Origin of the sequence: Metapseudomonas boanensis (assembly GCF_018704125.1) — a bacterium.
Lineage (GTDB): Bacteria > Pseudomonadota > Gammaproteobacteria > Pseudomonadales > Pseudomonadaceae > Metapseudomonas > Metapseudomonas boanensis.
Genome location: NZ_JAGTIS010000014.1, coordinates 56,175 through 70,705 on the forward strand (window position 1 = coordinate 56,175; position 14,531 = coordinate 70,705).

The window sequence follows — 14,531 nt, forward strand, 5'->3', positions numbered from 1 at the left end:
CTGTATAGATTCCGTCCAGTTGGTGAGGCTGGACGGTGATCCGTATCCAGGGTTTTGGTCCTATGAAGCGCCAGAAGTTCGGTCGATGACGTTACAAAACGGAGTCGGTTGACCTGGGTCAGATGCTAGAGCGCTCTCAGCAGGATGCGCTCGCTGATCGCCAGGTCAAGGTCGCGGTGCTCGCTCATGGCCGTCATGCCATGCCGTTCCAGTTGCGCCAATACCTGAGGAATGACGTCCGCGTCCAGGCCATGTTCCGACAGACGGGTGGCGACGCCCAAGGATTTGAAGAAGTCGCGTGTGGCCTGAATGGCGCCGTCGATGCGCTTGTTCTCGTCGCCTTCCTTGATACCCCACACGCGGGTGGCGTATTGCAGCAGCTTTTCGCGCTTGACCTCACGGCGTTCCGCCAACAGCGCCGGCAGCACCACGGCCAGCGTCTGGGCGTGGTCGATGTGGTAGAGGGCGGTCAGTTCGTGGCCAATCATGTGCGTCGACCAATCCTGTGGGACACCACAGCCGAGCAGTCCGTTCAGCGCCTGGGTCGCGCACCACATGAGATTGGCGCGTACCACGTAGTCTTCCGGGTTGACCAGCGCCTTGGGGCCTTCTTCTATCAAAGTCAGCAATAGGCCTTCGGCATAACGGTCCTGCAACGGAGCGTCGGCTGGATAAGTAAGGTATTGCTCGATGGTGTGGACGAAGGCGTCGACTACCCCGTTAGCGATTTGCCGGGGTGGCAAGCTGAAGGTGGTACGCGGGTCAAGGATGGCAAAGCGTGGGTAGAGCAGAGCGCTGGAAAAGGACAGTTTTTCCTGTCGGGCAACATGGGTGACCACGCCGTGCGGATTGCTCTCGGAGCCCGTGGCAGCCAGGGTCAGCACGCAACCCAGGGGCAGGGCGGCGGCGATGCGTTTGCCGCTTAGCAGGTCGATCGGGTCTCCATCGTAGCAACAGGCGGCGGCGATGAACTTGCTGCCGTCGATCACCGATCCACCGCCCACGGCGATAATGAAATCGCAGCCCTCGGCTTTGGCCAGTTGCGTAGCCTTGACCAGCGTATCGAATTGCGGGTTGGCTTCGATGCCACCAAAGCGTGTCAGGGGATGACCGACAAGGGCTTCTTCCACCTGTTTCCAGACACCGTTCTGAAAGATGCTGCCACCCCCGTGGGTGACCAGAACCCGGCTGCCAGCGGGAACGTCCCGCGCCAGCTTGGCGATCTGCCCCTCGCCGAAGTGGATCCGGGTTGGGTTGTAGAAGCTGAAGTTGCGCATGACCGGCTCCCTTGTTGTCATCGGCAGACTATAGCGCCGGCCGGCCGCGTCTGAACCTATGACGAGCCATTCAGCGGCAATGGGCTTGGGCCTGGGGATGGTGCTTCCTATAATGCGCGCCCGCCCGGGGTTAGGCGATGGGAGAAAGTGGCATGAGTACTGATGAGCGCTTCGGCGGCATAGCCCGGCTTTATGGCCTGGACGGATTGGCGTGCCTGCAGGCTGCCCATGTAGCGGTGGTAGGCATCGGCGGCGTCGGCTCCTGGGCGGCCGAGGCGCTTGCACGCTCAGGGGTAGGCGAAATATCTCTGTTCGACCTGGACGACGTCTGCATCACCAATACCAATCGCCAGGTGCATGCCCTTGAAGGGGCCGTCGGCAAGGCCAAGGTCGAGGTGATGGCGGAGCGTATCCGGGCGATCAATCCGGCTTGCGTTGTTCATGCCGTGGCTGACTTCGTCACCCGCGAAACCATGATCGAATACATCACGCCGGACCTGGATGCGGTGATCGACTGCATCGACAGCGTGGCCGCCAAGGCGGCCCTGATCGCCTGGTGCAAGCGGCGCAAGATCCAGATCGTCACGACCGGAGGTGCGGGTGGCCAGGTGGATCCGACACAGATTAAGGTGGCTGACCTCAACAAGACCTTCAACGATCCCCTGGCGGCCAAGGTGCGCTCCATGCTGCGCCGTGACTACAACTTTTCGCGAACTCCGGGCCGCACTTATAGCGTCCCTTGCGTGTTTTCCACCGAGCAATTGCGTTACCCGAAACCGGATGGTTCGGTCTGCCAGCAGAAGAGCTTTGTTGGCGAAGGCGTGAAGCTTGACTGCGCGGGTGGTTTCGGCGCGGTGATGATGGTTACAGCCACCTTCGGCATGGTTGCCGCTGCACGGACTATCGACAAGCTGGTGGCGGGGGGGCGGCGACCTTCCGAGCGCCAGGCCCAGCAGGATCGCACGGAATAGCTCCCGCTCCCTCGGGGGAGTGGTTTGGAGTGAGGAATGCCATTTTCTTTCACTACCTCAGGGGCAGGCTTGCGGTCAGCTTGGCGAACGAATTGGCTATGCCTGCGTTAGTTGTTACTAGCAATCAATGGCCAGGCTGAGAGCCTTGTAGGAGCGAGCTCGCTCGCGAAAAAGTCCGATTCGCGAGCAAGCTCGCTCCTACAGGAAATGCAGCCAGTTGCAACACTTAGCTGGGACATAGCCAGCGAATTCGCGCCTACAGGGCCAGTTCGCGCATCTTCATCAGGACGGCATTCAGTCCGTTGCTGCGAGAAGGGGAGAGCTGGCGGGCCAGGCCGAGTTGGTTGAACCAGTCCGCCAGGTCCAGCGCGGCCAGTTCTCCGATTGGCAGACCGTTGACGCGAGCCAGCAGAACAGCGAGCAATCCTCGAATCAGCCGGGCATCGCTGGTGGCGCGGAAGTGCCACTGTCCGTTGCTCAATGTACCGACCAGCCAGACCTGGCTTTCGCAGCCATGCACGCGGTTGAGGTCGTTGCGCTCGCATTCGGCCAAGGGCTCCAGCTTCTCGCCCCATAGCATCAGCAGGCGGGCACGCTGTTCCCAGCTGCCTGCGGCCGTGAAGGCTTCGAGCGCCTGCTGTGCCTGATCAGGCAGGTTCATCGCAGCAACTCCAGGGCCTTGTCCAACGCGCTGAAGAAGCGCTCGAGGTCTTCACCGTCGTTGTACAAGCCGAGCGAGACACGAATTGCACCTTGCAAGCCGAGGCTGTGCAGTAAGGGCATCGCGCAATGATGGCCCGCACGCACAGCGACTCCCTGCTCCGTGAGCAGGTGTGCCAAGTCGGCGTTGTGTACGCCATCCACACAGAAGCTGGCCAGCGCCAGTTGCGGCGCGCCGAGCAGGCGGATGCCGTCGCGCGCGGCCAGGCCTGCAAGCAGCTTGGCGTGCAGGGCGGTTTCATGACCGGCAACGGCGGCGTGGTCCAGATTGGACAGGTAGTCCAGTGCAGCACCAAGGCCGATCACCGAAGCAATGGCCGGCGTACCCGCCTCGAAGCCCAGCGGCGCGCCATGGAAGTCGGCGCTCTGGTAGGTGGTGCTGTGCACCATCTCGCCGCCGAATTGCCAGTGTTTGAGCTTGGCGAGGGCATCACTGCGACCGTAGAGCACGCCAACACCGTCGGGTCCGTAGAGCTTGTGGCTTGAGAAAGCATAGAAATCACAGCCCATTGCCTGCACATCATGGCGGCCATGGACCACGCCCTGGGCACCATCCACGACAGTAAACGCGCCCTGGGCCCTGGCCAGCGGCAGCAAGTCCGACAGCGCTTGCCAGCGGCCGAGCACATTCGACAACTGGCTGATTGCGAGCAGGCGAGTCCTGGGGCCGATCAGGTGAGCAGCCTGCTCCGGGTCGATTCCGCCGTCGCTGTCCAGCGGTAATACCACCAGACGAAGTTGCTTGCGCAGGGCCAGCTGTTGCCAGGGCAGCAGGTTGGCGTGGTGCTCCAGGGCGCTGATGACGATCTCGTCGCCAGGACGGAACAGCTCCTCAAGGCCATAGGCCAGCAGGTTGATGGCTTCGGTGGTGCCGCGGGTGAAGAGGATTTCCGCTGGGCTGGCGGCATTCAGCCAATGCGCGGCCTGGGTCCGGGTGCCTTCGAAGGCGCGGGTCGCACGTTCGCCAGGCAGGTGCTGAGCACGGTGCACGTTGGCGGCGCCGCTGGCGTAGTAGCCGAGCAGGGCATCCAGCACAGCCTGGGGCTTTTGTGAGGTGGCGGCGCTGTCGAGGTAGGTCTGTCCCTCGGCCGCGAGGGCCGAGAGGGCAGGGAAGTCAGTGCGCCAAGGAGAAATAAGCATGGTCATAAGCCTCAAGCTGCAAGCGTCAAGCGGTTCTACTTGCAGCTTATGGCTTACAACTTGAGGCTGCTCCTATTAATTGTGGGCGTGCAGGGCTTCGTTCAGCTCAATGGCTGTCTTGTTGGTCTTGCACTCCACGGCGCCATTCTGCGAGTTGCGGCGGAACAGCAGATCCGGTTGACCAGCCAAATCGCGCGCCTTGACCACCTTCACCAGCTGGTTCTGGTCGTCCAGCAGGGCGACCTTCGTACCCGCAGTGATGTAGAGGCCGGCTTCGACGATGTTGCGGTCGCCCAGAGGGATGCCGATGCCGGCATTGGCGCCGATCAGGCAACCTTCGCCCACGGAGATGACGATGTTGCCGCCACCAGACAGGGTGCCCATGGTGGAGCAGCCGCCGCCGAGGTCAGAACCCTTGCCGACGAAGACACCAGCGGACACTCGGCCTTCGATCATGCCGGGGCCTTCGGTGCCGCCGTTGAAGTTGATGAAGCCTTCGTGCATGACGGTGGTGCCTTCACCCACGTAGGCACCCAGGCGCACGCGGGCGGTGTCGGCGATGCGGACGCCGGCCGGCACCACGTAGTCGGTCATTTTCGGGAACTTGTCCACCGAGAAGACTTCCAGCAACTCGCCTTTCAGGCGGGCTTCCAGTTGGCGCTCCGCGAGCTCGGAGAGGTCGATGGCGCCCTGGCTGGTCCAGGCCACGTTCGGCAGCAGCGGGAAGATGCCGGTCAGGTTCAGGCCGTGCGGCTTGGCCAGGCGGTGGGACAGCAGGTGCAGCTTGAGGTAGGCCTCAGGCGTGGACGTCAGGGCTGCGTCTTCGGCCAGCAGGGTGGCGACCAGTGGCTTATGGCTCTCGGCCAGGCGGGTCAGCAGGGCGGCCTGATTAGCGTCGATATCCTTCAGGGCGCCGGCCAGTTCTGCTGCCTGGGCGTTGCTGATCGCGATGGCCTGGTTGCCGGCGCTGTAACCGAGGATTGGGGCAATGGCCGCTACCAGTTGTTCGGACGGCTTGAGCAGGGGCTGGGCGTAGAAGACTTCCAGCCAGTTGCCCTGGCGGTTCTGGGTGCCGACGCCGAAGGCGATGCTGAAGAGTGCGTTGGACATTGGGATTCCTCTTACTGAAGTGGGTTGATCAGGCAGGGCGACGGCTGAGCAGCAGGCCCAGTCCGGCGCTACCCAGCAGGGCAGCGCAGCCACGGTTGAACAGGAGGCGGGCTCGGGGCCCGGCCAGCAGCCGGCCGAGGTGCAGGCCAGCCAGGGCATAAAGCAGGATGGCCACCCACTCCAGGAGCAGGAAGGCCAGGCCAAGGGCCAGGAACTGCGAGGCCACAGGATGTTGTGGATTGACGAATTGGGGCAGGAATGCCGTGAAAATCAGGATCGCCTTGGGATTGCCGGCCGCCACCCAGAACTCCTGGCGTGACTGCTTCCACAGGGAAAGGTGCACGGTGTCGTGCTGCTCCGCGAAGCTGTTGCCTGGAGAACGCCAGAGCTGGAAGGCCAGCCAGAACAGGTAGCCGGCACCAAGCAGCTTGATGGCCAGGAACAGGCTGGCCGAGGCTTGCAGCACGAGGGCGAGGCCCGAAGCCGCGAGGGCGATCATGCTGGCGAAGGCCAGCAGGCGGCCCGCGCCGGCCAGGCAGGCGCTGCGCACACCCTGGCGCGCTGCGTTGTGCAGCGACAGCAGGTTGTTCGGCCCCGGCGCCATGTTCAGCGCAAAGCAGGCCGGGATGAACAGCGCCCAGGCGATATCCATGATTACTTGAAAACCGCGGCGTAGGCGTCGGGCTTGAAACCGACCAGGGTGCGCTTGCCCAGGTCGAGCACCGGACGCTTGATCATCGAGGGTTGGGCCAGCATCAGGGCGATGGCCTTGTCCTGGTCCAGATCGGCTTTCTGTGCGTCGTCCAGCTTGCGGAAGGTGGTGCCGGCACGGTTCAGGACGGTCTCCCAGCCATGCTCGGCGCACCATTTCTCCAGGTTCGCGCGGTCGATGGCGGAGGCCTTGTAGTCATGGAAGCTGTAGCTCACGCCCTGCTCTTCGAGCCAGGTGCGGGCCTTCTTCATGGTGTCACAGGCTTTGATGCCGTAGAGGGTGATGCTCATGTTCGCGGTCCTTTGGAAGATCACAGCCCTTTGGTGAAGGCACGGATGCGTTCGGCAGCCTCGACGCATTCGGCGAGAGGCGCCACCAGGGCCATGCGCACACGGCCGGCACCGGGGTTGAAGCCATCGACCGCGCGGGACAGGTAGGAGCCGGGTACCACGGTGACATGCTCACGGGCGAACAGCTCGCGGGTGAAGGTTTCATCGTCCACCGGCGTTTTTGGCCAGAGGTAGAAGCCACCATCCGGGCGCTGCACGTCCAGTACCGGTCCAAGGATATCCAGCATGGCATCGAATTTCTCGCGGTACAGCGCGCGGTTGGCGCGTACGTGGACTTCGTCGTTCCAGGCCGCGACGCTGGCCAACTGGGTCTGTACCGGCATGGCGCAGCCGTGGTACGTGCGATACAGCAGGAATGACTTGAGGATTGCCGCGTCGCCGGCGACGAAACCTGAGCGCAGGCCCGGTAGGTTGGAGCGCTTGGACAGGCTGTGGAACACGACGCAGCGGGCAAAGTCGGAACGGCCGAGTTCGGCGCAGGCGGTGAGCAGGCCGGCGGGCGGGTTCTGCTCGTCGAAGTAGAGCTCGCTGTAGCACTCGTCGGCGGCGATCACGAAGTCATGCTCGTCGGCCAGGGTGATCAGCTTCTTCAAGGTGTCGAGCGGGATCAGCGCGCCAGTGGGGTTGCCCGGGGAGCAGAGGAAGAGGATCTGGCAACGTTGCCAGACTTCAGCGGGTACTGCGTCGAAATCCGGATTGAAGCCGTTCTCCGCCAGGCACGGCAGGTAGTGCGGCTCGGCGCCGGCGAGCAGGGCTGCGCCTTCATAGATTTGATAGAAGGGGTTGGGACTGACGACCAGGCCCTGGTCGGCACGGTTCACCACCGCCTGGGTAAAGGCGAACAGGGCTTCACGGGTGCCGTTCACCGGCAGTATGTGGCGCGCCGCATCCAACCAGCCGGCCGGTACCTTGAAGCGCTGCTCGCACCACTGGGCGATGGCTTCGCGCAGGGCGGGAATCCCCAGGGTAGTGGGATAGACCGCCAGTTGATCGAGGTTGGCGGTGAGGGCTTCGGCGACGAAGGCCGGCGAGCGGTGCTTGGGCTCGCCGATGGAGAGCGCGATGGCTTTCTTGTCCGCGGACGGTTGCGCGCCGGCGAGCAGGGCGCGGAGCTTCTCGAAGGGGTAGGGCTGCAGCAGGTTCAGGGCTTCGTTCATATCTGTAGGGCGTCAACAGGCGGTCGTGGGTGGAACGGTGCAATGCGGCCAGCGGCCTTATTGCACCCTACGGGTTCAAATGCGTGTGCGGCCAGTCTCCGTGCCCTGGCTGTTGGCCTGGGACAGTTGCGAGACGATGGCCTCCTGCAGGCGCCGGCAGAGTTCTGGGTCCGACAGCGGCTGGTTGTTGGCGTCGGTGACGAAAAACACGTCCTCCACGCGCTCGCCCAGTGTGGCGATCTTTGCGTTCTGCAGCGATAGGTGAAACTCCAGGAAAATCCGTCCGATCCGAGCTAGGAGGCCTGGTCGATCCGGGGCGATCAGTTCGAGCACGGTGACCGGGCGCTGCGCGTCGTTGGAAATGGTGACCTGCGGCGCGAAGGCGAAGTGCTTGAGCTGGCGCGGTACCCGGCGCTGGATGATGGCCGGGTATTCGTCCGGGTTCTTCAAGGCATCGATCAGGCCCTCGCGGATCTCGCGGATACGTGCCGGGTTGTCTCCAATACGTCCGCCGTCGGCATCGAGCACGATGTAAGTGTCGAGGGTGAACTGGCTGGTGGAGGTGATGATCCGGGCATCGTGGATGTTCAGGTTCAGCTGCGACATCGCGGCCACGGTAACTGCGAAGAAATCGTGCTGGTCCGGTGCGTAGATGAAGATCTGGGTGGCACCCTCGAACTCGCGCTGGGCGGTTTCCTTGATCAGCACCAGCGGGTCGTTGCCGGCCGGGTGCTGGAGGATGGCCTCAGTGTGCCAGGCCACATCATTGGCGGTGTGGCGCAGGAAATAGTCGTCGCCCAGTTGTGACCAGAGCTGCTCGGCTTCGTCCTGGTCGGTGCCATTGCGGACCAGGATGTCGATGGCCGAGATCTGGGTCTGGCGAATCTGCTCTTCGCGGTCCAGCGGGTTTTCCAGGCCGCGACGCAGTGCGCGCTTGGTCTCGGTGTATAGCTGGCGCAGCAGGCTGGCCCGCCAGGAGTTCCACAGGCTCGGGTTGGTGGCATTGATATCGGCCACGGTGAGTACGTAGAGGTAATCGAGCCGTGTCTGGTCGCCAACCAGGCGGGCGAAATCGAAGATCACCTGCGGATCGGACAGGTCCTTGCGCTGCGCGGTGGTCGACATCACCAGGTGATGCTGGACCAGCCAAGCCACCAGTCTCGTGTCCCAGGCGGGCAGGTGGTGACGAACGCCGAATGCCTCGGCATCGACTGCGCCAAGTTCGGAGTGGTCTCCGCCCCGGCCTTTGCCGATGTCGTGGTAGAGCCCGGCGATGTAGATCAGCTCTGGCTTGGGCAGCTTGTCAATCAGCTTGCTGGCCAGGGGGAACTTCTCCGCCAGTTCGGGCCATTTGAGCTTGCGCAGGTGCTTGATCAGGTTGAGCGTGTGGGCGTCGACCGTATAGATGTGGAACAGGTCGTGCTGCATCTGCCCGATGATGTGGCCGAATTCGGGCAGGTAGCGACCCAAAATACCGTAGCGGTTCATCCGCCGCAGGTTGCGGTGGATGCCCTGCTCGGACTTGAACAGTTCGATGAACAGGCTGGTGTTGCGGATGTCCTTGCGGAAATCGTCATCGATCAGGTGGCGGCTATCGCGCAGCAGTCGAATGGTGTCGGCCCGCACGCCCTTGATCTCGGGATGCTGAGCCATCAGGACGAAGATTTCCAGCAACGCAAAGGGCGTCCGCTTGAAGACGTTCGGGTGGGTGACCTCGATGTAGCCATCGCGCAACTGGAACCGGCTGTTCAGCGGATGCGCCTGACCGGACTCACCTGCGCGCAGGATCACTTCCTCGAAGTGCTGGTTGATCAGGTCGCTGACCTCGGCGACCCCCATCACCACGCGATAATACTTCTGCATGAATCGTTCGATGCCGAGCTTGCCGTTGCCGTCCTCGAAGCCAAGGAGGCTGGCAATTTTGCGCTGGTGGTCGAACAACAAGCGATCTTCGGCGCGCCCGGCGAGCATGTGCAGCGCATAGCGAACCTTCCAGAGAAACTCCTGGCCGGAGGCGAGCATGCTGCACTCGCTTTCGACGAGGAAACCCTGCAGGACCAGACCATGCAGGTTCAGGCTGCCGAACTGGCGACGAGCCACCCAGAGAATGGTCTGGATATCGCGCAGGCCACCTGGGGAACCCTTCACGTTTGGCTCCAGGTTGTACTCGGTGTCGTTGTACTTGGCGTGGCGCCCGCGCTGTTCCTGGCGTTTGGCGAGGAAGAAATCCTTGCTCGGCCACATCTGCTCGGAGCTGGTGACTGCCAGCATACGCTGGCGCAGGCTTTCCGGACCGGCGATGGTGCGGCTTTCCATCAGGTTGGTGATCACTGTGAGGTCCGCACGGGCCTCTTCAGCACACTCCGCGACCGAGCGGACGCTTTGGCCGACTTCCAGGCCAATGTCCCACAGCAGGGTGAGGAAGCCCTCGATGGGCTCGCGAAAAACTTCGTGATCTGCGCTGTCCAGCAGGATCAGCAGGTCGATATCAGAGAACGGGTGCAGCTCGCCACGGCCATAACCACCTACTGCAAGCAGGGCGATGTCGGCGTCTTCGCTCCAGTGGAAGCGCTCCCAGGCCGCCCGGAGGATCTGGTCGACGAACCAGGCGCGGTCCTCGACCAGCCGGCGGATATCGCGTCCGTTGGCGAAGCGGTTGTCGAGTACTTCGCGGGAACGGCGGATGGCCTTTTTGAAGGCAGCGATAGGGCTGGACTTCAGGGCCAGTTCCGCCTGGAACTGGCCGCGGTCGAACAACTCGGGATCCACCTGCGGCATCGAGCAGCCTTCCTTATATAGGGGCCAGGGTCAGGGCGAGGTGCGCGGCAGGGTATCGTCGCTGCGCAGGGTCAGGATTTCGTAGCCATCGGCAGTCACCAGGACCGTGTGTTCCCACTGCGCGGAGAGCTTGCGGTCCTTGGTGATGGCGGTCCAGCCGTCGCCGAGGAGCCGGGTTTCCGGGCGACCCTGGTTGATCATCGGCTCGATGGTGAAGGTCATGCCTTCCTTCAGTTCCAGGCCGGTACCAGCGCGGCCGTAATGCAATACCTGGGGCTCTTCGTGGAACACTGCGCCGATGCCGTGGCCACAGTACTCGCGAACGACCGAGTAGCCCAGCTTCTCGGCGTGCTTCTGGATCACCTCGCCGATATCGCCGAGGCGGGCGCCCGGGCGGACCAACTGGATGCCCTTGTACATGCATTCCTGGGTCACGCGGCAGAGTTTTTCGGCCCACTCAGGGATCTTGCCGACCAGGAACATCTTGCTGGTGTCGCCATGGTAGCCATCCTTGATCACCGTGATATCGATGTTGAGGATGTCACCTTCCTTGAGCGGCTTGTCGTTAGGAATCCCGTGGCAAACCACATGGTTGATCGAGGTGCAGATCGATTTCGGGAAGCCTTTGTAGTTGAGCGGCGCGGGGATGGCCTGCTGCACGTTGACGATGTAGTCGTGGCAGATACGGTCCAGCTCCTCGGTGGTCACGCCGGGTTTGACATGCTCGCCGATCATCTCAAGCACTTCTGCGGCCAGGCGGCCTGCAACGCGCATCTTCTCGATTTCGGCGGGTGTCTTGATGGTGACGGTCATATAAGCTCTCGGACGCAAGCGGAAAAGGGCTGATATTACCAGCTTCAAGGCCCAAGCCATAAGCCGGCGGCGCAAGGCTCTGTGCTTCTTGTGGCGTGAAGCCTGTAGCTTGGGGCGGCTTTTTATGCTATAAAACGCGCCGCTTTACGGGCAGCTTTGCCCGAAAGCACGAACCCACACACGTATCGACACGATATCCTGGGTGCCTGAAAGGGTTGGATATTGGGATGCGTGGAGGCATAACCCGACTTATCGAGGAATAGAAATGTCCCAAGTCAACATGCGCGATATGCTGAAGGCCGGTGTGCACTTCGGCCACCAGACCCGTTACTGGAACCCGAAAATGGGCAAGTACATTTTCGGCGCGCGCAACAAGATCCATATCATCAACCTTGAAAAAACCTTGCCGATGTTCAACGACGCCCTGAGCTTCGTTGAGAAGCTGGCTGCAGGCAAGAACAAGGTTCTGTTCGTCGGCACCAAGCGTTCCGCTGGCAAGATCGTTCGCGAAGAAGCTGCCCGTTGCGGCTCCCCGTACGTCGATCACCGCTGGCTGGGCGGCATGCTGACCAACTACAAGACCATCCGTCAGTCGATCAAGCGCCTGCGCGAGCTGGAAACCCAGTCCCAGGACGGCACCTTTGCCAAGCTGACCAAGAAAGAAGCCCTGATGCGTACCCGCGACCTCGAGAAGCTCGAGCGCAGCCTGGGTGGTATCAAGGACATGGGTGGTCTGCCGGACGCTCTGTTCGTGATCGACGTTGACCACGAGCGCATCGCCATCAGCGAAGCCAACAAGCTGGGCATCCCGGTAATCGGTGTTGTCGATACCAACAGCAGCCCTGAAGGCGTTGATTACGTGATTCCGGGTAACGACGACGCCATTCGCGCCGTTCAGCTGTACCTGAGCAGCGTTGCTGATGCTGTCATGCGCGGCCGTCAGAATGCCGTTGGTGGCCCTGACGAGTTCGTCGAAGAAGCTGCTTCCGAGGCCGCTGAAGGCTGAGTTAGAGCCATCTAGCGTTACCCGGTGCGCAAGAAGGGGGCTAAGCCCCCTTTTTGCCACCTCCGGATTGTGATTGCCCGGACCTCCGGGCCGAATGGTTGAAAACCGATTCATAGAGGATTGCGAACATGGCAGAGATTACTGCAGCCCTGGTTAAAGAACTGCGCGAGCGTACTGGCCTGGGCATGATGGATTGCAAGAAGGCGCTGACTGCCGCTGATGGCGATATCGAAAAAGCCATCGACGATATGCGCGCCGCTGGCGCCATCAAGGCCGCCAAGAAGGCCGGCAACATCGCCGCCGAAGGTGCCATCGCCGTTAAAGTGGCCGATGACAACAAGGCCGCCGTGATCATCGAAGTCAACTCCCAGACTGACTTCCTGGCCTTGCAGGACGATTTTAAGTCCTTCGTTGCCGCTTCCCTGGAACAGGCTTTCAGCGAGAAGCTGACTGACGCAGCCCCGCTGGTCGAGTCCCGCGAAGAAGCGCGTCTGGCCCTGGTTTCCAAGACTGGCGAAAACGTCAACATCCGTCGCCTGACCCGCGTCGAGGGTGATGTAGTTGGTGCTTACCTGCACGGCCACCGCATCGGTGTCGTGGTGAACCTGAAGGGTGGTACTCCGGAACTGGCCAAGGACATCGCCATGCACGTGGCTGCCAGCAATCCGCAGTTCCTGGATCCGTCCCAGGTTTCTGAAGAAGCCGTTGCCAAGGAAAAGGAAATCTTCCTGGCCCTGAACGCTGACAAGATCGCCGGCAAGCCGGAAAACATCGTCGAGAACATGGTCAAAGGCCGCATTAGCAAGTTCCTCGCCGAGGCCAGCCTGGTCGATCAACCGTTCGTCAAGGATCCGGAAGTCAAGGTCGGTGAACTGGCCAAGAAAGCCGGCGCCGAGATCGTTTCCTTCGTTCGTTACGAAGTAGGCGAAGGCATCGAGAAAGTCGAAGTCGACTTCGCTGCCGAAGTAGCTGCCCAAGTCGCCGCTACCAAGCAATAAGACGGCTTCGGCTGTCGCCCCGCAAGAGGCTGCCCGCTCACGCGCGCGGCCTCTTCGTCAAAGTGGGGAGCCGATTCGGGTGGTTCCCATGGCAGGCCCGAGTGACGGGCACCAACTGCCTTGCGCGTAGTCGAACTACGCGACTTATACAGGGTCGCATGACTCTGGAATTCAAATTGCGCCGCAGGAGAGATACGCAATGGCTCAGCAGGTGAGTGGTCGCCAACCTCGCTACAAACGCATTCTGCTCAAACTCAGCGGCGAAGCGCTGATGGGGTCTGAGGAGTTCGGTATCGATCCGAAGGTCCTTGATCGCATGGCGCTGGAGATCGGCCAGTTGGTCGGCATCGGCGTACAGGTAGGCCTGGTCATCGGCGGTGGCAACCTGTTCCGTGGTGCTGCCCTCAGTGCGGCCGGCATGGATCGAGTGACCGGCGACCACATGGGCATGCTGGCGACCGTGATGAACGCGCTGGCTATGCGCGATGCACTTGAACGGTCGAATATTCCCGCACTGGTGATGTCCGCTATTTCCATGGTCGGCGTGACGGATCATTACGATCGCCGCAAGGCCATGCGCCACCTGAGCTCGGGAGAAGTGGTGATTTTCTCTGCCGGTACTGGCAATCCCTTCTTCACCACTGATTCCGCGGCTTGCCTGCGCGCGATCGAGGTGGATGCTGATGTCGTGCTGAAGGCCACTAAGGTCGATGGCGTGTACACTGCCGACCCGTTCAAGGATCCCAATGCCGAGAAGTTCGAGCGCCTGACCTACGACGAGGTGTTGGATCGCAAGCTGGGTGTCATGGATCTGACGGCCATTTGTCTGTGTCGTGACCAGAAGATGCCGCTGCGGGTCTTCAATATGAATAAACCGGGTGCCCTGCTGAATATCGTGGTGGGCGGCGCCGAAGGAACTCTGATCGAGGAGGGCGAAAAATGATCAATGAGATCAAGCAAGACGCGCAGGAACGCATGAAGAAATCCCTGGAATCGCTGAATCATGCCTTCGCCAAGATCCGCACCGGTCGTGCGCACCCCAGCATCCTGGATAGCGTGATGGTGTCCTACTACGGTGCTGATACGCCGCTGCGTCAGGTCGCCAACGTCATCGCCGAGGACTCCCGTACCCTCGCTCTGACCGTTTTCGACAAGAGCATGATCCAGGCTGTCGAGAAGGCCATCATGACTTCTGACCTGGGTCTGAATCCGGCTACTGCCGGTACCACCATTCGCGTGCCGATGCCGGCTCTGACTGAAGAAACCCGCAAGGGCTACACCAAGCAGGCTCGCGCCGAGGCCGAGAACGCCCGCGTCGCCGTGCGCAACATCCGTCGTGATGCGCTGGCCCAGCTGAAAGATCTGGTGAAGGAAAAGGAAATCAGCGAAGACGAAGAGCGTCGCGCAGCTGAAGATGTCCAAAAGCTGACCGACAAGTTCGTTGCAGAGGTCGACAAGGCTCTGGAAGCCAAAGAAAACGATCTGATGGCGGTTTGACC

At 61.8% G+C, this 14,531-nt stretch carries 14 protein-coding genes; 5 read left to right on the forward strand and 9 right to left on the reverse strand.

The features are described from left to right. Positions 1 to 125: 125 nt before the first annotated feature. Positions 126 to 1,277 (reverse strand): iron-containing alcohol dehydrogenase, encoded by a 1,152-nt coding sequence (locus J7302_RS21025; RefSeq protein WP_215379146.1) that lies wholly within the window; start codon positions 1,275 to 1,277, stop codon positions 126 to 128. A 152-nt stretch (positions 1,278 to 1,429) separates the two neighbouring features. On the opposite strand from J7302_RS21025, the gene tcdA reads away from it, so the two are divergent. Continuing rightward, positions 1,430 to 2,248 carry a tRNA cyclic N6-threonylcarbamoyladenosine(37) synthase TcdA gene (gene tcdA, locus J7302_RS21030; RefSeq protein WP_215379149.1) on the forward strand — a complete coding sequence of 273 codons (819 nt, stop codon included), beginning with the start codon at positions 1,430 to 1,432 and terminating at the stop codon, positions 2,246 to 2,248. A 256-nt stretch (positions 2,249 to 2,504) separates the two neighbouring features. On the opposite strand, the gene J7302_RS21035 is transcribed toward tcdA, so the two are convergent. From J7302_RS21035 to map, 8 genes are all read right to left on the reverse strand, one after another. Further along, entirely contained in the window at positions 2,505 to 2,909 is a 405-nt protein-coding gene (locus tag J7302_RS21035) for a SufE family protein (protein WP_215379153.1), read from the reverse strand. Next, complete coding sequence (locus tag J7302_RS21040; RefSeq protein WP_215379156.1) at positions 2,906 to 4,108, reverse strand: aminotransferase class V-fold PLP-dependent enzyme; 1,203 nt, start codon at positions 4,106 to 4,108, stop codon at positions 2,906 to 2,908. Before J7302_RS21040 ends, J7302_RS21035 begins: the two co-directional genes overlap by 4 nt. Positions 4,109 to 4,183: 75 nt before the next feature. Beyond that, entirely contained in the window at positions 4,184 to 5,218 is a 1,035-nt protein-coding gene (dapD, locus tag J7302_RS21045; RefSeq protein WP_215379159.1) for a 2,3,4,5-tetrahydropyridine-2,6-dicarboxylate N-succinyltransferase, read from the reverse strand. 28 nt (positions 5,219 to 5,246) lie between these two features. Next, positions 5,247 to 5,870, reverse strand: a complete 624-nt coding sequence (locus J7302_RS21050) for a LysE family translocator (RefSeq protein WP_215379163.1) — start codon at positions 5,868 to 5,870, stop codon at positions 5,247 to 5,249. 2 nt (positions 5,871 to 5,872) lie between these two features. Next, on the reverse strand, positions 5,873 to 6,220 hold the full coding sequence (locus J7302_RS21055) for an ArsC family reductase (protein WP_215379166.1): 348 nt from the start codon (positions 6,218 to 6,220) through the stop codon (positions 5,873 to 5,875). A 20-nt stretch (positions 6,221 to 6,240) separates the two neighbouring features. Continuing rightward, positions 6,241 to 7,437, reverse strand: a complete 1,197-nt coding sequence (gene dapC / locus J7302_RS21060; protein ID WP_215379169.1) for a succinyldiaminopimelate transaminase — start codon at positions 7,435 to 7,437, stop codon at positions 6,241 to 6,243. Positions 7,438 to 7,512: 75 nt separating this feature from the next. Further along, complete coding sequence (locus J7302_RS21065) at positions 7,513 to 10,215, reverse strand: [protein-PII] uridylyltransferase (RefSeq protein WP_215379172.1); 2,703 nt, start codon at positions 10,213 to 10,215, stop codon at positions 7,513 to 7,515. A gap of 30 nt (positions 10,216 to 10,245) precedes the next feature. Then, positions 10,246 to 11,028, reverse strand: a complete 783-nt coding sequence (gene map / locus J7302_RS21070) for a type I methionyl aminopeptidase (RefSeq protein WP_215379175.1) — start codon at positions 11,026 to 11,028, stop codon at positions 10,246 to 10,248. A gap of 265 nt (positions 11,029 to 11,293) precedes the next feature. Between map and rpsB the strand changes: the two genes are divergently transcribed. From rpsB to frr, 4 genes are all read left to right on the forward strand, one after another. Further along, positions 11,294 to 12,034 carry a 30S ribosomal protein S2 gene (rpsB, locus tag J7302_RS21075; RefSeq protein ID WP_215379177.1) on the forward strand — a complete coding sequence of 247 codons (741 nt, stop codon included), beginning with the start codon at positions 11,294 to 11,296 and terminating at the stop codon, positions 12,032 to 12,034. Positions 12,035 to 12,162: 128 nt separating this feature from the next. Then, positions 12,163 to 13,032: a translation elongation factor Ts gene (tsf, locus tag J7302_RS21080; RefSeq protein WP_215379179.1), complete on the forward strand. Its 870-nt coding sequence runs from the start codon at positions 12,163 to 12,165 to the stop codon at positions 13,030 to 13,032. A 199-nt stretch (positions 13,033 to 13,231) separates the two neighbouring features. Next, positions 13,232 to 13,975: a UMP kinase gene (gene pyrH, locus J7302_RS21085; protein ID WP_215379181.1), complete on the forward strand. Its 744-nt coding sequence runs from the start codon at positions 13,232 to 13,234 to the stop codon at positions 13,973 to 13,975. After that, complete coding sequence (gene frr / locus J7302_RS21090) at positions 13,972 to 14,529, forward strand: ribosome recycling factor (protein ID WP_215379184.1); 558 nt, start codon at positions 13,972 to 13,974, stop codon at positions 14,527 to 14,529. Before pyrH ends, frr begins: the two co-directional genes overlap by 4 nt. Positions 14,530 to 14,531: the final 2 nt, after the last annotated feature.